This is a genomic window from Nocardia sp. NPDC006982, from assembly GCF_042869435.1.
Taxonomy (GTDB): domain Bacteria; phylum Actinomycetota; class Actinomycetes; order Mycobacteriales; family Mycobacteriaceae; genus Nocardia.
In genome coordinates this window covers 1-21,427 of the sequence record NZ_JBIAFV010000041.1, presented here as the reverse complement: position 1 = coordinate 21,427, position 21,427 = coordinate 1, and the positions used below count along the sequence as shown (strand labels likewise).

Annotated in this window: 21 protein-coding genes and 4 pseudogenes; 10 read left to right on the top strand and 15 right to left on the bottom strand. The window is 63.3% G+C overall.

Translation table 11 applies throughout. The annotated features are described in order from the left end of the window. Positions 1-242: 242 nt before the first annotated feature. Positions 243-398: pseudogene (locus tag ACFYOW_RS48010) on the top strand (DUF4158 domain-containing protein); the annotation flags it as partial. Between the two features lie 509 nt (positions 399-907). Here ACFYOW_RS48010 and ACFYOW_RS48005 read toward each other — a convergent pair. Continuing rightward, entirely contained in the window at positions 908-1,477 is a 570-nt protein-coding gene (locus ACFYOW_RS48005) for a TetR/AcrR family transcriptional regulator (protein WP_387298631.1), read from the bottom strand. 117 nt (positions 1,478-1,594) lie between these two features. Between ACFYOW_RS48005 and ACFYOW_RS48000 the strand changes: the two genes are divergently transcribed. Beyond that, the gene (locus ACFYOW_RS48000; protein WP_387298629.1) at positions 1,595-2,149 is read left to right on the top strand and encodes a maleylpyruvate isomerase family mycothiol-dependent enzyme; all 555 of its coding nucleotides are present in this window, start codon (positions 1,595-1,597) and stop codon (positions 2,147-2,149) included. Positions 2,150-2,743: 594 nt separating this feature from the next. Here the strand turns inward: ACFYOW_RS48000 and ACFYOW_RS47995 are convergent. Together ACFYOW_RS47995 and ACFYOW_RS47990 are read right to left on the bottom strand one after the other, a co-directional pair. After that, complete coding sequence (locus ACFYOW_RS47995) at positions 2,744-3,430, bottom strand: winged helix-turn-helix transcriptional regulator (protein ID WP_387298627.1); 687 nt, start codon at positions 3,428-3,430, stop codon at positions 2,744-2,746. Between the two features lie 9 nt (positions 3,431-3,439). Continuing rightward, entirely contained in the window at positions 3,440-4,009 is a 570-nt protein-coding gene (locus ACFYOW_RS47990) for a hypothetical protein (protein ID WP_387298625.1), read from the bottom strand. A 21-nt stretch (positions 4,010-4,030) separates the two neighbouring features. Here ACFYOW_RS47990 and ACFYOW_RS47985 point away from each other — a divergent pair, with 21 nt between their 5' ends. Continuing rightward, positions 4,031-5,500, top strand: coding sequence for an NF041680 family putative transposase (locus ACFYOW_RS47985; protein WP_387298623.1), 1,470 nt, complete (start codon positions 4,031-4,033; stop codon positions 5,498-5,500). Here the strand turns inward: ACFYOW_RS47985 and ACFYOW_RS47980 are convergent. From ACFYOW_RS47980 to ACFYOW_RS47965, 4 genes are all read right to left on the bottom strand, one after another. Continuing rightward, entirely contained in the window at positions 5,482-5,709 is a 228-nt protein-coding gene (locus ACFYOW_RS47980; RefSeq protein ID WP_387298621.1) for an alpha/beta fold hydrolase, read from the bottom strand. The genes ACFYOW_RS47985 and ACFYOW_RS47980 overlap by 19 nt on opposite strands. A 1,583-nt stretch (positions 5,710-7,292) precedes the next feature. Next, on the bottom strand, positions 7,293-7,700 hold the full coding sequence (locus tag ACFYOW_RS47975; protein WP_387298619.1) for a hypothetical protein: 408 nt from the start codon (positions 7,698-7,700) through the stop codon (positions 7,293-7,295). Further along, positions 7,697-8,155: a hypothetical protein gene (locus tag ACFYOW_RS47970; RefSeq protein WP_387298617.1), complete on the bottom strand. Its 459-nt coding sequence runs from the start codon at positions 8,153-8,155 to the stop codon at positions 7,697-7,699. The genes ACFYOW_RS47975 and ACFYOW_RS47970 overlap by 4 nt, the downstream gene beginning before the upstream one ends. Positions 8,156-8,304: 149 nt before the next feature. Beyond that, entirely contained in the window at positions 8,305-9,819 is a 1,515-nt protein-coding gene (locus ACFYOW_RS47965; RefSeq protein WP_387298615.1) for a hypothetical protein, read from the bottom strand. Between the two features lie 442 nt (positions 9,820-10,261). On the opposite strand from ACFYOW_RS47965, the gene ACFYOW_RS47960 reads away from it, so the two are divergent. Genes ACFYOW_RS47960 through ACFYOW_RS47950 form a run of 3 tightly spaced genes read left to right on the top strand, consistent with a single transcriptional unit; the run spans position 10,262 to position 11,628 of the window. Beyond that, positions 10,262-11,113: a VirB4 family type IV secretion system protein gene (locus ACFYOW_RS47960; protein ID WP_387298613.1), complete on the top strand. Its 852-nt coding sequence runs from the start codon at positions 10,262-10,264 to the stop codon at positions 11,111-11,113. Between the two features lie 56 nt (positions 11,114-11,169). Next, positions 11,170-11,334, top strand: coding sequence for a hypothetical protein (locus ACFYOW_RS47955; protein ID WP_387298611.1), 165 nt, complete (start codon positions 11,170-11,172; stop codon positions 11,332-11,334). Positions 11,335-11,340: 6 nt separating this feature from the next. Next, on the top strand, positions 11,341-11,628 hold the full coding sequence (locus tag ACFYOW_RS47950) for a hypothetical protein (RefSeq protein WP_387298609.1): 288 nt from the start codon (positions 11,341-11,343) through the stop codon (positions 11,626-11,628). A 93-nt stretch (positions 11,629-11,721) separates the two neighbouring features. On the opposite strand, the gene ACFYOW_RS47945 is transcribed toward ACFYOW_RS47950, so the two are convergent. Next, a complete protein-coding gene (locus ACFYOW_RS47945) occupies positions 11,722-11,895 on the bottom strand; it encodes a hypothetical protein (RefSeq protein WP_387298608.1) in 174 nt (57 codons plus the stop codon). Between the two features lie 197 nt (positions 11,896-12,092). On the opposite strand from ACFYOW_RS47945, the pseudogene ACFYOW_RS47940 reads away from it, so the two are divergent. Then, a pseudogene (locus ACFYOW_RS47940) lies at positions 12,093-13,665 on the top strand (IS1182 family transposase). 190 nt (positions 13,666-13,855) lie between these two features. Here ACFYOW_RS47940 and ACFYOW_RS47935 read toward each other — a convergent pair. Both ACFYOW_RS47935 and ACFYOW_RS47930 read right to left on the bottom strand, forming a co-directional pair. Then, positions 13,856-14,107: a hypothetical protein gene (locus ACFYOW_RS47935; protein ID WP_387298606.1), complete on the bottom strand. Its 252-nt coding sequence runs from the start codon at positions 14,105-14,107 to the stop codon at positions 13,856-13,858. A gap of 132 nt (positions 14,108-14,239) precedes the next feature. Further along, the gene (locus ACFYOW_RS47930) at positions 14,240-14,710 is read right to left on the bottom strand and encodes a hypothetical protein (protein ID WP_387298604.1); all 471 of its coding nucleotides are present in this window, start codon (positions 14,708-14,710) and stop codon (positions 14,240-14,242) included. 615 nt (positions 14,711-15,325) lie between these two features. Here ACFYOW_RS47930 and ACFYOW_RS47925 point away from each other — a divergent pair. From ACFYOW_RS47925 to ACFYOW_RS47915, 3 genes are all read left to right on the top strand, one after another. Then, positions 15,326-16,459 carry a HesA/MoeB/ThiF family protein gene (locus ACFYOW_RS47925; protein WP_387298602.1) on the top strand — a complete coding sequence of 378 codons (1,134 nt, stop codon included), beginning with the start codon at positions 15,326-15,328 and terminating at the stop codon, positions 16,457-16,459. Next, positions 16,456-17,721 (top strand): hypothetical protein, encoded by a 1,266-nt coding sequence (locus ACFYOW_RS47920; protein ID WP_387298599.1) that lies wholly within the window; start codon positions 16,456-16,458, stop codon positions 17,719-17,721. Before ACFYOW_RS47925 ends, ACFYOW_RS47920 begins: the two co-directional genes overlap by 4 nt. 237 nt (positions 17,722-17,958) lie before the next feature. Continuing rightward, positions 17,959-18,102, top strand: a complete 144-nt coding sequence (locus ACFYOW_RS47915) for a hypothetical protein (RefSeq protein ID WP_387298597.1) — start codon at positions 17,959-17,961, stop codon at positions 18,100-18,102. 221 nt (positions 18,103-18,323) lie between these two features. On the opposite strand, the gene ACFYOW_RS47910 is transcribed toward ACFYOW_RS47915, so the two are convergent. From ACFYOW_RS47910 to ACFYOW_RS47890, 5 genes and pseudogenes are all read right to left on the bottom strand, one after another. Then, entirely contained in the window at positions 18,324-18,572 is a 249-nt protein-coding gene (locus tag ACFYOW_RS47910; protein ID WP_387298595.1) for a hypothetical protein, read from the bottom strand. Between the two features lie 65 nt (positions 18,573-18,637). Beyond that, entirely contained in the window at positions 18,638-19,087 is a 450-nt protein-coding gene (locus ACFYOW_RS47905; protein ID WP_387298593.1) for a hypothetical protein, read from the bottom strand. Between the two features lie 93 nt (positions 19,088-19,180). Beyond that, complete coding sequence (locus ACFYOW_RS47900; RefSeq protein WP_387298591.1) at positions 19,181-20,086, bottom strand: IS5 family transposase; 906 nt, start codon at positions 20,084-20,086, stop codon at positions 19,181-19,183. Between the two features lie 200 nt (positions 20,087-20,286). Then, a pseudogene (locus ACFYOW_RS47895) lies at positions 20,287-20,810 on the bottom strand (alpha/beta hydrolase fold domain-containing protein). Between the two features lie 73 nt (positions 20,811-20,883). Further along, positions 20,884-21,231, bottom strand: a pseudogene (locus tag ACFYOW_RS47890) (hypothetical protein); the annotation flags it as partial. Positions 21,232-21,427: the final 196 nt, after the last annotated feature.

The following is a 21,427-nucleotide window of genomic DNA, read 5'->3' as shown; positions in this document are numbered from 1 at the left end:
TCATCCAACCCAGCCACCCACGCAGCCAGATCCCCATCAACCGACACAACGAAACACGATACCGCACAACATAACTAAGTGCGGCTGGAGTACTAAGGGTTATCTGGCCTGGTCGGATGTGGCGTGAGACCAGGCATCGGCCGGTCGCTGATCCGGTGGATCCGGCCGAGATGCTGTTCTGGCGGTGTTGATTCGATCGAACAGCGAGCGTGGTTACGCTGCTGGTGGTTTCATGTGCGGCTCTGCATGATGAGGGGGCCGTGGAGTACGGCCGGTTCGGTGTACTGACCCAGGTTGATCTGGAGCGGTTCTTTCACCTCGACGATGAGGATCGCAAGCTGATCGCCGAGCGCCGCCGGGATAGCAATCGCCTCGGCTTCGCCATCCAATTGGTGACTGTGCCACCGGATGCCGGGCGAATCGCCGGGTGGTCAGCTCTGTCCGGAATCCGGTAACGAACGCAGCCAGCGGCGTTGGCACCACAATCCGGCGCGGACTACCTGCCAATCCGGAACCACCCCTCGACATCTCGATCTCCGCTCCCCCACTCCAGTATGAACCTGTACAGCCGCGACCAGTTATGCCGAGATCCCGGGGCCGAACCCGGTCCGCCGCCGGGCCGGGAACGTCTGCGTGGCATAATGACGGCTTCAGCATAAGATTCCTTATGTCGAATCGGCATAGCGAATCATCGTGCGGTCACCATTCGGTAGGCCGGGCGATATGCTAGATCGTCCAGCCCCGCGCCCGCAGGGCACTGATTTCCATATCTTCCTCACCTTTCAACACGGAAAAGCGGCCCTGCTCCGATCAAAGCGCTCGTCAGGTGTGGTAATCACCAGCATCGAAGGAGCACCGCCCCTTCACGGCAGTGCCACACGGGACAAATGGGGAATTTCGGTGAGCGTCAGTGGGGAAGTTCAGGAGCGCGATCAAGCCCGGCGGCGGTGCGCATCGCAGCGCGTCCTCGGTCGGCTGCGGATCGGTCACCGAGGAGCTGAATCTCCTGGTTGACAGCCATGGAGATGCCGACGAGAGCGGTGGCGATCTCCACTGGAGGGCGGTGGGGGGTAGCCGTTTCCTTTTGCGCCGCCGTGATTTCCGCGATCAGCAAGGAGCGCCATGCGAGGGTTGCGGTGCGCAGACAATCCCGCAATGGCCCCGGACGGCCGTCGAGTTCAGCCGAGGCCGCCGTGGTGAAACATCCACCGGGAAAAGGACATGCGCTCAAGTAATCGATCCACACATCGATTAGGCGCGCCAGCCGGTGCACGCCCGGCGGCAGATCGGCGAGCGGCCCAACGACAGCTTCTCGAAATATCCGCCCCGCCTGCTCCAATGTGGCGTACTGCAACGCTTCCCGAGAGCCAAACGGCCCGATCACCCCAGCCTTGCTCATCGAGAGCAGCTCGGCGAGCGTACCGATCGTCAAGCCTTCCAAGCCGATACGTGATGCCTCGTCGACGGCGGTCCGCACGATGCGCTCCCGGGTCCGGGTTGCCTCGGCGCGTGAACTTCGTGGCATCCCCCTACTATAACGGCCGATCGTTCGCTATAGTTTTGCGAACGATCGAACGTTATTTGGAAGTGACTCATGCCTGAACTCTTACAGCTCGACGCGATGGCCCTGACACTGATCGGCCATGACGTCGCCGTGCTCGACGATGCCGACCTTCACAAGCCGACCCCGTGCACCGGCTGGGCGGTCACGGACCTGATCCAGCACATGAACGAACGACATGAGGCAGTCATAGCCCCGCTACTGCCACCGATAACCCCCGCTACCGACCCCCGCGACGGTTTCGCCGTTACCGGCGCACGGTGGGTGGCAGCGATGGAGCAAGCGGGCGACGTCGTCGAGTTGCCGCCGCGAGGGCCGATAGCCAAGGATCAGCTGTTGTCGATCCACTTCGTCGACATGCTGGTGCACCGCTGGGACCTCTCGCGCGCACTCGGCCGAACCTGTTGGGTGCCAGAGCGATTCACGATCCTCGCGCTTCCGATCGCTAGGCGGATCACGATGCCGGGGAGCCCGTTGAACGGGCCGAACGGGGTTTATCGCCCGCCGTTGGCGACGGATGAGGCTTTGCCGGCTATCGATAACATTGCGGCGCTGCTCGGACGGGACCCCGGGTGGCTGGCGGAATAATCGCCAAGATAGTTCACCATCGGCACGACTGGGTCTGACGCTGGAGTAGGCCAATTCGTGCGGCGAGCAGATCCGGAGTGCGATAGCGGCCGGTGGCATGGGCCACGGCGGCCGTTCGAAGCGAGGACGCATTCATGGTGCGGTACTTCCGCGGGGCCGGGAGATGGAGCACACCTTCACCGGCCACTGTCGAACGGGCCGCTCGCGCGGGCGCGGTAGCCATGGGGTCCTCGCGTCGCGGCCGGTCCGTCGCTCACCTCGACAACAAGATCAGGTACGTGCGATTGCGGCGGGACGAACGCGAGCCCCTGGCAGAGATCCGTGGGCAAGACCGGTATCGCGAAGACCTCTCTACACCACTACCTCGGGCTGCTCGGAATCAGTCGACAATGCCGAGGAGAACAGCATGCTACCGGTTGCAGCTGCCGATCTCCCAGCACGTCTGCGGTGTCGTCACCGATCCCTTGCGTTGCCCGCGGCCGATGACGCTCCCGAGTCGCTGCGCCGGATATGTCGTCACCGCCGCCGGTGGTAAGGGTGCGGAATCGGTTTCCGCTTAACCACTATCGTCTTCCATGGTGATGTTGACCGAACTCAAGCGGGTTCACGGACCGTCCTGCGGGTGTGTCGGGGCGGCAGGCGAAACAAGCCGCTTAGCCTGTGCAGCGCTTCCTCGTCACCGGAGACCGACGCGGCCCCGGACTCGATCGCTGCAGCGAGGGTCAGGTCTTGGCTGGTCAAGCCACGAAATGCCGTCCTGCTGATCGTTATGGTGGCGTCGGGATACTGGACGGGTCCGTGGAGTGCCTCGATGGTGCCGTCGTCGATGCGGGCGTGGAAGACTTCGTCGTCGATGCGGAATTCGTAGGTCGCGCGCAGTCCGGTAGCGGCGTCGGGGTCGAAGCAGGCCCGCAGGCCGAGCACTGCCCAGCCCGGGTGAAAGGTTTCGTTCGTTCGCGGCTCGCTCATTGCCCATTTGAGGCCCCACCGCGCCAGCGCCAGGATCGCCGGGCCCAATTCCTCACCCGCATTAGTAAGGGCGTAAGCGGGCGTGCGCGCGGGCGGCGGCAGCGTGATCTTGTGGGCGAGTCCTTCCTGCTCTAGGTGTTTGAGGCGGGCGGCGAGCAGTCCGGTCCCGAGGCCGCGCAGGCTGGCCTGCAAGTCGCCGAACCTTTTGGGACCGGTCAGCAGTTCGCGAATAAGGAGCAGAGTCCAGCGCTCGCCGACGAGGTCGAGTGTGCGCGCGGTCGCGCAGTACTGGTTATAGGTTCGCTGGTCCACTTCTTCATACTAGACTTCATCCTTTCCAATTTTGAATGATGCGATATCCAGCAGCATCTGCGCGAGCGCTTCGGGTCGGGTGAGCATCACATCGTGCGGGCTGTCCAGCCCATGTATCTGGTACCCAAGACCCTTGCCGAAATGTTCGAAGGGAAAAATCTGTGGCCTGCAGTAGATGGCAGTCCCAGGAATCTGGTCGACAGCCCCGCTCAATCGTGTGGATTCGGTGAAGGCACGAAGCGGCTGCGGACTCAAGCGTGCGGCCAGCCATTCCACGTCGTTAGTGTCGGAAATCCCAAATGCGGCGGGCGGGGGTGCAGGGATCCATCGACCGTCCCCGCGGCCTTCGGCCGCCTCCCGAATGGTTTTGACAAAGACGTCGGGCGCCAAGCTGAACATGCTGGCACCGTCGGGTCCGGCCCAACCCTCGACCAGGACGAGGTCGCCGACGGTGTAGGGACGGGCATCTGCGGCCTCCCGGACGACCAGCTTGAGTTTTATGCTCTGCGGGTCGCGTCCCGTGCCCCGGATGATCTTGAATGAAGCCCTTGGTTGATGATTTGTCTTGCGACAGAACAAATCTGATAACCAAGGGCTTCGATGAACAGTGTGCACGACACCGGTTGCGCCGGTGTATGGGGGGACCTGTCGGTGTTCCGGCAGGAGTTGTATCGGTGCGTGACCCGGCGGGCGGATGCGGTGTTCGAGCTGGTGGACGCGGTGTTGTGCGCGGACGGTCCGGTGCGGTCGTTGCCGGAGTTGTCGCTGGTCGGCGAGCATCGCCGCGGCCACGGCAGCGTGTATGCCGCGCTGGATCGGGGCCAGATCGAGATCGCTCGGCTGCGGCGGGCGCTGACAGCGGTGCCGCTGCCGCGGGCCGCGGACGGCAGGCTGGTGCTGGCGGTGGACATCACCTGCTGGCTGCGTCCGGAAGCGCATACCTGCCCGCAGCGGATGCTGTGTCACACCTATGGCCGTGCCAAGGACTCACACCTGATGATCCCGGGCTGGCCGTATTCGGTGGTCTGCGCGCTCGAGACCGGCCGCAGTTCCTGGACCGCGCCGCTGGATGCGGTGCGGCTGGCCCCCGGGGACGACGCGGCCACCGTCACCGCCGCTCAGTTGCGGACCGTGATCGCCAACCTGATCGACGCCGGGCACCACCGGCCCGGCGACCCGGACATCTGGATCGTGGCCGACTCCGGCTACGACGCACCCCGGCTGGCGTTCCTACTGGCGGACCTGCCGGTAGCGGTGCTGGGACGGATGCGCTCGGACCGGGTGCTGCGCCGTGGCGCGCCACCCCGACAGCCGGGCACCAACGGCCGCCCGCCCCGGCACGGCGGCGAGTTCGTCTTCGCCGATCCGGCCACCTGGGGCGAGCCCGACACCGCTACCACGACCGAGACCCGCCTCTACGGTCCGGCCACCGCCAGATCATGGAATAGGTTGCACCCCAGGCTAACTCACCGCTCGTCCTGGGTCGCCCAGACCGGAACGTTGCCCGTCATCGAGGGCACTGTGATCCGGCTCGATGTCGCGCGATTGCCTTCCGGGGCGATTCCGAAACCGGTGTGGCTGTGGCACTCGGTCGTCGATCTCGACGCGGACATGGTCGATGTGTTGTGGCAGGCATTCCTGCGACGCTTCGATATCGAGCACACCTTCCGCATGCTCAAACAAACCCTCGGCTGGACCAGCCCCAAGCTACGCGCCCCAGCCGCGGCCGACCGGTGGACCTGGCTGCTGCTGGCCGCCTACACCCAACTCCGCCTGGCCCGCAGCCTCGCCGCCGACCTGAGACGGCACTGGGAGAAACCCGCTGCCCCGCAACGGCTTACACCAGCCCGCGTCCGACGAGGGTTTCGGAACCTACGCGGGAACATCGCCTGTCCCGCAAGTACACCGAAACCCTCACGCCCCGGACCCGGACGACCACCCGGCCACCGCAATCAACGCCCAGCACCCCGCTACGATGTGCACATCAAGACCCCCAGCAACCGACAAGCATCGAAACCCGCAGGGCCGCGACCACGCCGCAGAGCTAAAACTCAAGCTAGGCCTGCGTAGCTGTGTCCGACCAGAATGAGTTCGTCATCCTCGGGTGCGGCATCGAGAGCGGCGACGACGATCGCGGCGTGCTCATGTAATCCACGTTCTTCGGCAGTGTCGAGGTCGGGGACGATGGTGGGCGCTCCGGCCGCGTGCAACAGCGGAACGACCCGCTCCCAGGCCCATGTGCCATGCCAAGCGCCATGGACAAGAACGAATGTGGTCATTAGTAACCTTCCTTGCGAAGTATGGGCAAAATTTGGTCGGCGAGTTCCTCGAGGCGCGTCTCGTGGTCATCGGTCGCCGGACGATCACAATGGGGTGAGCGCCGGCTGCGGCATAACCGGTCAGCCACTCGACCGATTGAGAGCTGGTACCGGCGAAAGTGGCTTGGATCGACGCGTGTCCAGCTCGGCGTCACGCAGTGCGTCAAGTACGGGCTGGGTGAGTTGGCGTGGTGCAATCTGCTTGATGAGCGCCGATTCCTCGGCATATGTTTGAGCCTTTGGTCGGACGGCAGCCAGCCGCCGCCTAGCCAGAGGACTGTCGCCCGGCCACACCGAATCCAGTCCCAACTCTTCGGTCCATCGCGCCTAAACGACGAGCCGACCGAGCTCGTACTCACCGAAAACGGCGTGATCACGGATGGGGAGCAGAGAGCCGATCTTCCGTCTCGCCATGTCACCTCCTGGTCGTAGACAGGTGCATAGCTTAGCTACCAACTTCCTGATTTTGAAGTGGATAGTTCACATTGAAGTTGCCGGAGGAGGTGTCGTAGGACGGGCGCCTGCCCCCTCACGGGGGACTCGGCTGTATTCGATCGGTTACTCGACGCACTCCCTCGCCCGAAGACTGGTGTCGAGTGTCGTTGGTTCGTTCCGTCTCTGAGCGGCGATGATACCGAAGCGGCACATGACGGATTGTGTGATAAGCATTACTGAAGTTTGCATGCTTAGGTGTCGTTGGCTGCCGTCGGCCATTAAATGTCTGAATAAATGACCAGGGACAGCTGGCCAGCAGCGGCACGCGCGCCATGGATGACCGTTCGCCACTGGTTACGGCTATGGCCGTCGTGGAGCCGTACATCTCCGATCACTACGTGACGGTAGAGGTGCTCGGCTTCGAGGTCGTTGCTAATCGCTTCTATTGTGTCCCTGCGCTAGCGTTCAGCACCCGAGTCTGCAGGTTGAGTTCCGCTCGGGTCCCGCCACGGTCTGCGGGCGGGGGGTGCCTAAGTTGCCGGGCTGCTCATGTGGAACGGTTGTTGGGTTGCTCTCTGAGCAAAGCGGGAGCGTTCTCCCGGTGGAGTTCCGCTCCCGTCCCCGTCTATCCGACGAAAGGGCTGGTCAAACGGCTCCAAGCGGGTAGACGCGAGCTTTGCCGACAGCCGAACCCACAAGTCCACCACATCCGACAACTGGCCGACCTCGACCGGGCCAGTAACACACCGCCCCACGGATCCAGGTCATGAAGGCGACGCCGCAAAGCTCTTGTGGTCTGCAGTATTTGCCACAACCGGATCCACGAGCGAGCCGCCTCACCACTCGCGTTGTGATAACTGGAAGGCCGTGGTGCCCCCGAATCGGGCATGCCCGGTTCGGGGGCAGACCGAGCGGAAAAGAGCCAGCACACCGGCTGGCACCTTGCCGCTCGGTCGAGTCTACCCGCCACCCATGTCGGCGACCGCCTCAAAATCACCGGCGCCGCTGGGATTGGCCGGCACCGGGGCCATCCTCACCCTCCGCGCCCTCGTCAGCCGCCCGTCCGACGTGATTCGCTCGCCCGAACCGGACATTGCCTCCACAGAGCGTCACCCGGCATGGTCGGGCTGTCGTCGTATCGTTGCTCGGACGTCGAGCAGCGTGGCGATCATATCCAGCCAGCGGGCGAACAGTGCATCGCGGCCAAGATCGGGCGTAGATGAACACGCGGCGGTGAGCCAGGAGTGGGCCAGGCGGGCGGGCACCGCGCCTCGCAGCGGCTCGGCCAGTTCGCTGCATGCGACGATCCCCATCGCGCGTACACAGTCGGCCAAGTACCTGATGGCATAGGGAATCACCTGCTGGCCCTCCAGTAAATACGACGCGGCGATCGCAGACTCGGTGAATAACGGGTGCAGAGTGTCTCCGGGGACAAGCGCTCCTTCCGTTATGGCGGCGACCACGTCAAGGACACGCAGCGCATCGTCGGATCTGCGTATCGGACTCTCGGCGCTCAACTCGCGTCCGCCTCCAACGGTCGATGACCGGACGTGGATCCCGGAACCGGATCGCGCACCATCGGAGGTGGATCGCGGTGCGTGACTGGATCGTGCAGACGTTTAAGCTCATGAGGCTCTATGAGATTGGGATCGGTCGTCACAATCGGCGGATCGTTCTGCACCGGAACCGAATCGGCCGTCGGCGGCGGATCGTTGGGCGAGAGCAGGCGAATGGCGTCGCCACCCTTTATGTCAGCACTCTCGTAGGCTCCTGTTACGCCTGCCATCGCCTGTACAAACTCGGCGAACGCTCCTGCGGCAGTCTTGGCCTCTGCCGACCACGCCTCGTGAAATGCCGTCCATGCCTTTCCGACGTCAGGATCACCGAGTTGCGCCTCGGTGATATCCGGGGTCGCCAACGGCAGCATGGTATCGGCGAAGTAATCGAAGATGTGGCCGAGCCGACCGGCCACGCCTGGCAGTCGGTCGGGGTCCACCTCGAACCCGTACGCCGACCATCCACCGAGACCGCTGTCATTCTCGGGAACTCGCACCATCCATTCACCGTGCCGCGTCCGGGCCGGGCCGAACATCCGCTATCACACCGAATTTCAACCTAGGATCATTGCGGTACGTCTATTTCCCGAGGGACCGGAAAGTGCCCATCCGTGAGATAGCCGAGTTTTCCTTCTACGAAATCGGTTTCGGGCACCCATTGGGTAAAACCCCACGGATTATAGATCTCGAGCTGATCGCCATGATGGCCGATGATCATCATCTGGTGACTGTCATGAAGGATCGCGCTCTTTGCCAGGTGGGCGTCTTCATTAACATGCACGACAACGGGCTTGCCCACGTCGACGGAACTCTCAATCTGCTTCAGGGCCGCACTTCGGGCAGCCGAAGTATCGAGATCGCGCTCTGAATAATGATTGCCGACAGGGCCGCTCAGCCATTCGTTGGCCAGTTCGTTGGGATGTCCTCCACCCCAGCCGTGATCATCCATCGCAAGGTAGGTATTCTGCAGTCGTGTCTGCACCGCGGCTGGCGTATCAACCCCTTTGGGCGGATTGTTTTGCCAATCCTTGCCGAATCCTGTCGTCAGTCCGAGCATGTAGACCGGGTCGTTCATCGCCCGTGCCACAACGGTCGAGGCCGCAACACAATCGCCGTGATCACCTTGGTAGAAGATCGCCACCCCTTTATAAGTGGCCTCAGCCTTGGTCCCGAACTTCGGATACAGTGGAGGAATCAGATGTTGGATCAGCCAATTCGTATCACCGCCGTGAGGATGTATCTCCTCCTCGAATAGCCGTATGACATCGAGTGAGTTCCCCGCGGCCAGGGCCTTCCATAGAAAGCCCGCTTCGGTCGGGGAGCGGCTCTGCTCGAGCATCCGCTCGAAGGCATCGCGCTGGTCGGCAGGCAACGCAGCATAGCGCTGACCGGCCAAGTCCAGAGCGTTCGGGGTAAGCAAACCCGGAGTACTGTAGGCCAACGTGACCGCGCTGAGCGGATCGATTGGTTGCACCCCGAAGATCCAACCTACGCCACGGCTTTGGGCCAAGTGCGCACTGGCATTGGCAGCGAATTCGGTGAGGTCCCTCGCCACCGTCGTTGCGGCAGCATCGTATTGCTGGGCGGCCTGCACCAGACAATCGCATCCATTGTGGGCCAGCGTCATAGCCTGTCCCAACGACTTGCCCGACAGGAGGGGTCGGCCGCTGATCACGCGTAGTGCTTGGGTGACCAATGCACGACCTTGCCCATCGGTCGCCACTGCGGCACCGACGGTGCTACTCCACTTTTGGAGACTGCCCCCGGCGCTTTGGAATGCAACATGACATGCGGATATATCGGCGGCAATCGCTTTCAGCGCCGTACCCGCGTCCTCTGCGGCCTTGCCCCGCCATGCCGCCGGAAGGTGGATCGTCCGGGTGATCTGCATAGTGTCATCGAGCTCCGCCAAACGGGTCACAATCCCGTGGTAGCCATCAGCCTGGCGGGCGATTTGACCGGCGTCTCCGGGTGGCGTGGGCAGCTTGAGCGCCCACCGCAGCGCATGTTCCAGCTGTCCCGCGTTGTACGCCGAGTGTACGAAGTCCTGCACGGACTGAGCAGCTTTCGAGAGGCTCACGCGCCCACCTCCTCCAAGATCATCCGACCGCAAGCGTGGCATAACGCCCCCAGTCAGACATCGGCCATGACACGGAAATACCCCGATTCGCCGGCAGAACAGACGCCGCACCCGCTGGATCGACAAACGGGTGCCGGTCATCCAGCAGACGGCATGTCAATCCACTCGAAGTGTGGAGGCTCCTTTATGCGGCCTCGTCTCGTGACAAGACTGTTGCCGAGGCCCGCTCGGACGGCGGCCATGCGGGTTTCGTAGTTGATCGGCGACATTCCGCCCGGACTCTGGCGGTCACCGGATATCCGCGAGAAGTCACTGCCGGATGGCTCGCGCCGCTGTTGTCGCATCCTGGTCGGGTCGAGGTCGCCGTGCACATCGATCCCGTTGACCCGGTCACGCCGCCACCCGGCTACGCCACCAACTCGCGCGACTGGAATCCTCCCGAATGCACGACGCGAGCCGAGGCCGACCCTCCGACCCGCACATCGATGTTGCGGTCGAAGACGCCGTCGAACTGTCGGCGCGCGTCGCACGGGCCGAGGCTCGGCTGTTCCGGGTCGGTGTGTATCTCACAGTGCACGCCGACTCCGAAGCGGAGCTGGCCGATGAGGTCGCCGCGGTGCGGGCGTTGGCGGCGAGCCTGCTCGTGGACACCTGCACCCTGGCCTACCGCGCCGCCCAAGCCTGGGCCACCACGCTGCCTCTCGGCCTCGATATGATCCGCAGGCAGCGCACCTTCGACACCGCCGCCCTCGCCGCCGCGTTCCCGTTCGATTCCCCGCAACTGCCCGCCGCCGACCCGGTCCAGGCCGCACGCCCCGAGGGGGTGCTTTACGGCCGTGACGCCGCCTCGGGGTTGTTGTTCGTGGACCGGTTCGCCCCCGAGGCCCACAACCACAACATGGTGATCCTGGGCCGTAGCGGGGCGCGGAAGTCGTATCTGGTCAAGACCGAGATCCTGCGCTCGCTCTATCGCGGCATCGAGCAGGTCGTCATCGACCCCGAAGACGAATACCGCCGATTGGCCGAGGCAGTCGGCGGCACCCACATCCGCCTCGGTACGGCCGGGCGGCGGCTGAACCCGTTCGACCTGGAAATCCACACCCGCACCGACGGCCGCCGCAGCGCCCCGCCGATGCCCTCATACGACGGAAACTACTCCTGCACACCCTCATCCAGGTCCTGCTCAGCGAGCAGACACCCGCACAACGGGCGGCTCTCGACACCGCGCTATCAGCCACCTACGCCGCCGCCGGGATCACCGACGACCCCGCCACCTGGGCCCGGCCCGCACTGACCCTGAGCGGATTACGTGACCAACTGTCCCGGCTCGCTACCCCCGCCGCCGGGGAGTTGGCAGCCGGTTTGCATCCCTTCGTCGGTGGCGGAGCCTATGCCGGGCTGGTGGACGGGCCTACCACCACCGACCCCGAGGGCGGGTTGGTGGTGTTCTCGCTGCGGGAGTTGCCCGAGGAGTTGAAGACGATCGGGACCCTGCTGGTGTTGGACACGACGTAGCGGCGGGTGTCGAGCCCGGCCGATCGGCGGCCTCGGCTGATCACGGTGGACGAGGCGTGGCTGCTCATGCGTCACCTCGCCGGAGCGCAGTTCCTGTTCCGAGCCGCGAAGAGTTTCCGCAAACACTGGGCCGGGCTCACCGTCGCTACCCAGGACTGCGCCGATGTGCTCTCCACCGAGTTGGGGCGCGCGATCGTGTCCAACGCCGCGACCCAGATCCTCCTATGCCAGCCCCCCAGGCCATCGACGAGGTCGCCGCCGCGTTCCACCTCTCCGACGGCGAACAACACTTGATGCTCTCGGCCGCCCGCGGCAGCGGCCTGCTCGCAGTCGCTGCCGACCGAGCCGTGTTCGGATCCCTGGCCTCACCCACCGAGAACGATTTGATCACTTACCCCCAGCGAACTCGCCACCAGCGGCGACACCGGCGACACCGATATCGACCTCGACCGGTTGCCGCCGCTGGCTCCGCTCACCGAGCCCGACCGCGGCGACGTCGGTGATGCCGCTACAACACTCGCACACCTCGGCGAGGACGACCTCGATCCCGATGACGGGCAAGAGGTGGTCCTCGACGCTCGGTCGGCATGAGACCTGGATGTCCACACCACCGTGATCACACCATCGTGATCCGCCGATGAGATGGCTTGTAGGGGGTGGCCTATCCTGTGTCCGACCTAGCCCGATCACCTAGTAGGCTGCTGAATAACGCGGTGTGTTGACCCGGCCCGAAGGGCGGGGTCAACGAGAATGGCGGGGTGCAGGGTGAGGGTAGGCCGGATCCGCAGTTGATGGACGCTGCGGCGTTGGTCGGGCATCTGGTTCCGGCGGGCAGTGTGTTCGCGTTCCTGGCCGAGCATCGCCGGGAGTTGTTCCCAGCGGCGATGTTCGAGGACTTGTTTCCCAGCAAGACCTGGCGGCCGAGTCTGGCGGGCGAGATCGCGGCGTCGGTGATGGTGCTGCAGGCATTGCACGATCTGTCGGACCGGGAAACGGTGCAGGCGTTGCGGTGCGACCTGCGCTGGAAAGTGGCGTGCGGGTTGGCATTGGACGATGAGGGATTCGCCCCGTCCACGTTGACCTACTGGCGGCGCAGGCTGGCCAAATCGAACGATCCGAACCGGATCTTCGACGCGGTACGCGCCGTGGTCGCTGAAACCGGTGTGCTGCAAGGCAAAACACGCAGAGCATTGGATTCGGTGGTCCTCGACGACGCGGTCGCCACCCAAGACACCCTCACCCAGTTGATCGCCGCGATCCGGCGGGTACGCCGCAAGGTCCCCGGCGCGGCGGCGGTGATAGCCGCGCACTGCCATGCCCATGACTACGACGATCCGGGTAAACCAGCGATCGCCTGGGACGACGACGCGGCCCGCGCAACGCTGGTCTCGGGGTTGGTCAACGACGCCATCACGATCGTGAACGCGGTGTCGGACAACGACTTCGATGATTCTCTCCGCGAGAAGGCGACGCAAGGCGTTGGCGTTGCTGGCGTTGATCGCCGGTCAAGATGTCGAGCCGGCCGAGGGTTCCGACGGCACCGACGGACGCTGGCGCATCGCCCGCAAGATCGCCGCCGATCGGGTGATCTCGGTCGTCGATCCCGACGCTCGGCACATCCACAAAACCGTCCGGAAACAGCAGGACGGCTACAAAGCGCACGTGGCCGTCGAACCCGACACAGGGCTGTTCACCGACGGCCGCTTGACCAAGGGAAACGGCAGCGACAACCACGAATCCGTGATCGGCCTAGCCCTCCTGGCCGATGAAGACGACGTTCGAGATGTGTTGGGCGACACCGCATACGGCACTGGTGACATGCGCGCCGAGCTCGCCGCCCGTGGTCACACCGCGATCGTCAAACCCTTCCCGCTGCGCCCGGCCGTGCCGGGCGGGTTCACCCTCGACGACTTCACCGTCGACCACCACCAGCGCACCGCGACCTGCCCGAACGGTGTCACCCGCTCGATCACCGTCAAACACAAGGTCGTGTTCGGGGCTGGGTGTCGGGGTTGCCCGCTGCGCGAACAATGCACCATCAGGCAAGACAGCCGCACCCTGAACCTGCACGAACACGACAACCTGCTCCGCCGAGCACGCCGCGACTGGCGCGAAAACAGCGACCTCGCCGACGACTACCGCCGCCACCGCCCCATGTTGAAACGATCAATAGCCTGGCTGATCGGCCCAAGAGGCCGCTGCCGCAAACTGCGCTACCGCGGCATCACCGCCAACGACCAATGGCTGCACACTCGCATGGCCGCGCTGAACCTGCGCCGCCTGCTCACTCTCGCCCTCACCCGCGAAAACCACTCCTGGGCCATCGCCTGAACCACCCAACCCCGCCCACGACCAGCCGCGGGACTGCCATACTGACCCCGGCGGGAAGAACGACCACTCTGTCGACCCCACAGGGGTCTGACCTCACACACCGCACAGACGGCCTTGTCGGCGATCTTCCCGCCCCCCAAAAAAACCGCTTATTCAGCAGTCTCCTAGACCAGTAAGTCCGAAGCCCGGGTCAATGGTCGTAAGCGATCAGGGAGCGGGTGACCGGTTGCCCGGTGGTGTGGTTGTGCCAGATCGCGGCGGCCATCGCCAGCACGCGCTGGGCGACGCGGATGGTGACGCCGGCGCAACTGCGTCCGCCGTGTCCTTCCAGGTCGAGCTGACCTTTCAACGTGTCGTTGACCGACTCGATCAGCTGGCGCACCTTCTTCAGCAGCGGTTCACCGTAGCGGGCCTTCTCCCGCTTGCGCGAGGGGCGCAGCATGGTGATCCCGTACTCGCCCAGCAGGGTCTAGAACGCGCGGCCTGCCAAACCCTCGTCGGTGATCAGCAGGATGCCCTCGTGCTCGGCGACGACATCCGATTCGACTTCGAGCATGGCCGAAAGCACTTCGCGTTAACCGATTTTCGGGTTCGCCAGGGCCCACAGGATCGGCATCCCGGCCGGGCTGCACACCAGGTACAGCTTCAACCCCCAGTAGAACCAGGAATGCGAAGCGCAGTAGCCGTACCCGGCCCACCCGGCCACCTCGGAGCGTTTCACCGTCGGCCGGGACATCCCGCACGGCACCGGGGTCGAGTCGACGATCCAGCAGTCGTCGAGCCAGAAGTCGCTGGATCGGGCCAGCATCCGGATCGCTCGTTTGACCAGCCCGAGCGCGGCCCACAGTCGCTTGTTGTAGCTGGACTGCTGCGGCAGATACCCGAACATGCCGGTCAGATGTTTGCGCGCGTAGCGCAGCCAGTGTGCCTCGGAGGTGAAGCCCAGCAGCGACTGGGCCACTGCCAGGCACACCAACTCCGAATCGGTGAGCACCGGCGGCCGGCCGGTCCAGCGGGGACCGGTCAGTTCGCAGTCGATTTTCACCTACAGTGCCGTCAGGAGGGTATCGAGGTCTTCAGTCACGAGTCGACGTCGATACCCTCCGCCATCACCGGTTCGCAGGTGAACGCCACCATCGATGGCGTAAATCACACGCTTGCACGCACTTCCGCACCAAGCCAGCCGATCCCAACGGTAGCTCGCCCAGGCCGAGCCACAGTTCGGACATACTCGTCTAGGCGACGGCCCAAAGATTTTGCGAGTGGCGGCCTGTCTTTTTGGAGATATTTCTGTCCACGGGTCGTATGCATGTAAGAAAATATTCCCAACGGTGACGGCCGCTAATACGATGGAGGCTGGTATCCTAATTTATGGATTTTCGATCGCCGAGGCTGTTCGGAGGCGTAAAAGTCCAGATAAGGAGCACAATCATGAAGAAAACCACCACTACCATCACAAATCTCCCTTCCAACAAGCGTCCGACTCCGATTTTGATTCGCCCTTTGGACAAGAAGGAGACTACTGGCTGCTTCTGCACGGGGAACGGTGCTTCATAGTTTGAAGCGGACTATTCGTCGCCGCTGCGAATAATTGCGGTGGCGACGAATCATTTGCTGAGAATGTTACGCTCTGATAGGTCGACGTATTTCCGGAGGCTCTATGAACGGCCGAATCCACATTCTGGACATGGCAAGGCCGCGAATTAAGCCTGAACTGTGTCCGTACGTGACGGCTGACGGCGCCGTAAGAATCGGTGCAACCGTACACGGACTGGGGGTTGAGATCGACGATCCAGACGGAAGAATCAAGGCCTTGGTCGACGCCCTCGACGGAACAAGATCGCCTACCGAGATTATCTCGGTAGTATTAGCTGATCATGCCGACGTATCGGAGCAAGAGATATCCGATGCGATGCAGGAATTGCTCGACGCAGGTTTGCTGGACGATTACGGTGCGCCGATGCCGATGGAATTGACCGACCGAGAGCGCGAGCGCTATTCTAGGAGTGTCCCGTTTTTTCGCTGGATCGATAGGGTTCCACGCTCCAATTCATGGGATATCCAAATTGGGTTGCGGCGGTCCAGAGTTCTGTTGATCGGCCTCGGCGGTGTGGGAGGGCTTGTTGCGCAGGGGCTCGTCGCATCGGGTGTGGGCTTTTTGCACTGCGTCGACGCGGATTTCGTCGAGCTCTCGAACCTGAATAGACAGATTCTGTATCTGGAGGCCGACATCGGCAGGCCGAAAATTGATGCTGCAATGGAGCATTTGAGTGATCTCAATTCCGATGTGCAGATCAGCGGCGAGCAACGGTGGATTACGAGTGAGGCCGACTTCGGTGCTCTGCTCGAACGAGGTTACGACGTCGTGGCACTGTGCGCCGACAAGCCGCGTGTGATCCGCCGCTGGGCTAACAGGGCGTTCCACCAGGCAGGCCTGACGTGGGTGGTCGGCGGATACCACGGTCCGAATGCCTCAGTCGGTGTGCACGGACCAGAAATCGGGGCGTGCTGGGAGTGCCTGCACGATCAGGTGATTGACATACCAGACATGCGTTTCCCCCCGGGAATGTCCGTCGCTGACCTGGACCCGCGATCGCCTTGGGATCCGGTCAACATCGTGTCGGCAGCCATCACAGGCAGCTTGGTCACACATTTTGTGCTTGCGGTCCTCACTGGCGCTCCATCGATCGAGTCAGGATTTTGGTGTGAGATAAATCTCGCGGTTCCCGGCGAATCGAATCTGGTTCGATTCGGGCGTCGGCCAGAATGTCAAATCTGCGGGGACCTATCGTGACCGAACCCGTATCCGTCATCGTACTTCCGCAAAGCCGCGTGCGTCTGCACGACATGGCCATTCGGCAGGATGGGGCTGAATGGATAACGGGCAGACTCGACACGCGCCGGTTTGTGGCGCTGCCCCGCGCAGGAGTGGTCGCCATCGGACTGTTCCAGGATGGCTGTACGATCGAGGGAACGGCCACGAAGATTGCTCAGACCGAACGTTGCACATTCGATGTGCTCTCCTTCGCTCGGGATTTGGTGGCGTTGGGTTTTGTCGCCGACATTGATGGTTGTCCGGTCGCCTGCGAGCCAGCCCTTCCCGCGTCGCTACCCCGGATTCGGCCCGAACATGTCCGATTCGCTTTGAGTCCTGTCTTCCCTGTCCTCTTCGGTTGCCTGATGATGGTGGCAACCGCCACACTCGCGCTCCGGCCCGATCTGCTGCCCAGTTTTCACCAACTGCTGTGGTCTACGCGAGGAAGTTCGGTATTGGCGCTGAGCGCAGGGGCCGGATGGATGTTCGTGTATGTCCACGAGCTGGCTCACTTCATCACCGCCCGCGCGGCAGGCGTGCACGCTCGGATTCAATTGAGCACCCGGCTGCAGTTCTTGACTGCCGAAACCGACATCAGCGGTATTGAATTCGCTCCGCGCAGCCACCGGCTTACTGCATATCTGGCAGGTACGGCGACGAATCTGTCGATCGCGGCGATCGCGATCCTGATTCAGGCGACGAGCCCAGCGACCACCCTGCATAGGATCCTGGCCGCAATAACGGTGATCGCGTTGATGCCATTGCCGTTCGAGTTCATGGTCTTCATGCGCACCGATGTGTATTACGTGCTGCAAGACCTCTTGGCCTGCCGCAACCTGTTCGGCGACGGCACTGCATATGCCCGCTATCTCGGAAACCGGTTGCGGCACATAGTTTTCAGATCAGCCGCTGGAACGGTCGACCCTAGTTTCATGTTGCCCCAAAACGAACGGCGAGCGGTGCGGATCTATAGCGTCGCCCTAGTCCTCGGAACGGTGCTCTGTCTCGCCGGGATGGCTACGTTCACTGCCCCCGTCGACCTAACGCTGATCTCACACGCGGTGACCCGTATCGGCCCAGGCCAATCGCTGATAGCCAACCTCGACAGCGTCGTCGTCTTGCTCGTTCTCTGCAGTTTGCACGCAGCATGGACCGTAACGTGGTGGCGACGCCACGGTGCGTCGATCGCGCGCTGGAGACAGTCGTCGCGCGCGCGCGGCCTCGGACACGGTGGTATGTAGGTAGGTATGTGATCCAGACTGGTTGCGAGCTTTCTGGTAGCGAATACCCACGACCCGCCAGGGTTGAGGCGCGTTCGATTACGTTGCAGTGCTTGAACCGAACTTTCAGAGCTTCTTCATCCCATATCACGTCGATCCTCTCATGATCTTCGCGCCGAGATTCCGGTCTTCACCTGCGAGTGTGGCCAACTCATATGGTGACGGAATCCGGACCTCGGACCGCGCAATCGTTCCTTGATGCGCTTCAACAGCGCGAGATCGACGCCGACGGCGTGGGTGCATCTGTCGGCGTTGCAGCGCAGTGTGAAGCTGCGGACCGTCAGCCCGGAATACCGGGAGTACCACGACGCGGCCGAGATCGCTTTCGGCCGCGCGCGCTGAACGCCCGCCGGCGATCGCGTGCCACGGCTTGTATGTGAGGTGAACGGCCCGCTGGACGCGAGACTGCAGGTCCAGCTTGGTGAGATATTGGAACATGCGTGTATGCCGTGCGGATCAGAGTGAACATCTGCTCTGCGATCTGTACATAGGTCAGTCCGTATCGCTTGGTCTTCTTCGCGCTTCGGCGCCAGCCCCTGCTCCAAGGCCAGGCAGATCAATCTTTACCAGGTGTTCGGGCCCCCGCCAATGATTCCGTCATCGGTGGGTATTTCGACGACCGGTGCGGTGGGCACCGCGGTCAACCGGATCAGCAGTGTCCTGTCGGCGGTACAGGTCTCCACCTCGACCTCGCCGGGATGAAGCCCCGACGGCGCGTCGCCGAGCAGGCCGAGAAACAGCCTAAACACGCGGGTGTCCATATAGTCGCGCCGGGACAACAGCACCGGCTGCCGGTCACCAATCGGCCCCACGCCGCGGCAACCTCATCCCGGCGCGCGCTGCGTGCTCCGGTAATTGTCAAACCCGATGAGACCGTTCAGGCTACGAATTCTGTGACGGTTTTCTCCTTCACTGCCTCGTTGATCCAGGCCGCGTCGGCAGCTTGGATAGTGTCAGGTGTCGATGGAATCGGCTCGGGTTGGCGGTGTAGGCGGCGGGAGCAAATCGGCTTGCCCGGCGCGGATGTGGTAGGCCGTGCCATCGCGAACCCTTGGAGGAGTGTGTAATCCGATCCGGGAGTGCCTTCGGTGACGAGCGTTGTGGTAGGTGAGATCGCCTCATAGAACCGCTTGGCATCGCCGATGGAGGCGAACCGGTCCGGGAAGGCCGGGAAGTATTTGAGCGTCTTGAAATTTGCTTTGTAGTCTGCAGCCTGACGCTCACCGTCGCGACGTAGCCGGCACAGGTTGTCCAGGAGGTCGACGAATCGGGGCGGCAGGCCTGCGTCGAGCGATCGCTGCCGCTCGTCGTAGAGATCGATGTGCACGCGTACCAACCGATTCCCGATGCACGGGTTGCAGTAATCGGAGGAGGGCTAGGTTGTGTCTCGAAGTCGTGATGGCGGGCCAGCGGCCCGCCATCACCAGTGCCTTAGCCACTGATTGATGACAGCGATATGGATCGTGGCGTGGTATCGGACAGCGAGTTTGTCGAACCGCGTGGCCACCGCTCGATGCTGTTTCAACTGGTTGATGCCTCGCTCGACAGCATTGCGGTCGCGGTAGACCACCGCATCGAACGCCGGAGGCCGGCCGCCGCCCCGACCACGCCGCCGCCGGTGCTCAGCCTGATCGGCGGGGACCGGGATCGTCGCGCGGATCCCGCGACGCCGCAGCCATTCCCGATTACCTCGACTGGAATACGCCTTATCGGCCAACACACGCTCGGGCCGCACCCGCGCCCGGCCACCACCGAATTTCGGCACGGCGATGCCATCGAGTACCGCGGTGAACTGCGGACTGTCACCGGCCTGACCCGCTGTGACCAGCACCGACAACACCCGGCAACCCTGGTCACACGCCAGATGCAGCTTGCTGGTCCACCCGCCCCGCGAACGACCCAACCCATGATCGGCCGGCTCGCACTGCCCCGGCCCCGCAGGTGGTTCAGCCCGGCCGCCGCCCTCGCGGCGGGCACCGGCAGCATGCGGATGCGCCCGGGTGATCGTGGAGTCTACGCTGATCTGCCAGTCGATCACCCCGGCAGCATCGGCCTGCATCTGCAGTGAAGTCACGATCGTCGCCCAGAAACCGGCCCGTTGCCAGCGCCGGAACAATCCGTACACCGCTTGCCAGGACCCGTATTCACTCGGCACGTCCCGCCACGGCACACCGGCTCGGACCCGCCACCGGATCCCGTCAATGAGCTGCCGTTTCGTCCACTTCGACGGGCGTCCCGCCTTCTTCCCACGAGGCAGCAACGGCTCCAACCGGGCCCATTGGGCATCAGTCAGGTCCGAGCGCCCCGCCACCGCTAGGCTGACCACGAGGTCTCCGGAGCTTATTCAGATTTGCTTGGTCGCTAATCCGAATACCGGAGACCTCACCTATATGCCAACGCGGGCAACAGCTTCGACCGAAGATGCTGATGGTGTGGCACCGCGTAGCGGTGCCACACCATCACTCACTTCGAGACACAACCTAGCGGCAGCACCTGCCCATGACCGCCAGCCTTCCCTAGAGCCGATTATTCTCCTGTGTCGAGCCCGAGCTTGGGACGGGCCCAGGTGGCCAAGCGGGTGATGGCGTCGTCGGCCTCCGGCGCGAGGCCTGCGGCCATCTGGAAGGTGTGCTGTTGGCCTTCGAACACGTCGAGTTGGACGTCGATCCCAGCTTCCTCTGCGTGCTTGGCAAACGTGCGGCTGTCGTCGAGCAGCAGCTCCTGATCACCCACCTGGATGTACATGGGCCCGAAGCCGGTGATGTCGGCATACAGCGGCGACGCTTCCGGGTCGCGGGGATCGCAGCCGTTAAGGAACGTCGCAATCATGCGCTCGATCCATTGCTTGGTGAACAACGCGTCCTTACCTTTGTTGGACTCGATAGATTCACCCTTCACCTCCAGGTCGGTCCACGGTGAGATCAGCATCGCCCCAGCGGAAGCGGCAGACCCTCCTTCCGTGCGCGCAGCTGGACGGTCACTGACAATTGAGCTCCCGCTGAGTCCCCAGCGAACATGATCCGGCCCGCCGGGAGGCCCTGGTCGAGCAGCCACCGGTAAGCGGTCAGGCCCTTGATGACCGGCTGGGGGGTAGACCCCGCCCTGGAAGATCAGCTTGTAATCGATCAGTAGCGCACGAGCCCTGATCGTCTTAGCCAGGTGGGCGAACATCTTCCGGTGTGTGAACATCGATCCGCCGACGTACCCGCCGCCGTGGATGCAAAACAGTACGGGGCTGTCGTCGGCCGTTTCGTGCGGCACCGCCCACAGCGCCGGCACCCCGTTTGCGTCTACCTCCAGGTAGTCAACGCCACCCGGCTCCGCGGTCAGCACGTCCCATTGGGCATTTGTCACCAGGTCGTCGGGCTGAGGTTCATCGTGGCCTGCCGGGTGGTCGCCCAGTAGTGGGCCACGCGCAGGGATTCCTTGCTCGCCATCGCCTGTCGTTCCTTCTATTGGTGTACAGCCCATTATCGGGCTCTTGACTACTCGTCGCGGGAGGAGGGGCGATTTGGACCGTTCTTGGTGTCCAAATCCGTCTGGGCGTTGCGACGAGTAGGTAAGAGCAGCCAACTAGGGTCTGTGTCGAAGTGTGGTGAGGGCGGGCTGTTCGGCCCGCTCTCACTCATGCCGTAGCCATTGGTTGATGGCGGCAATGTGGATGGTG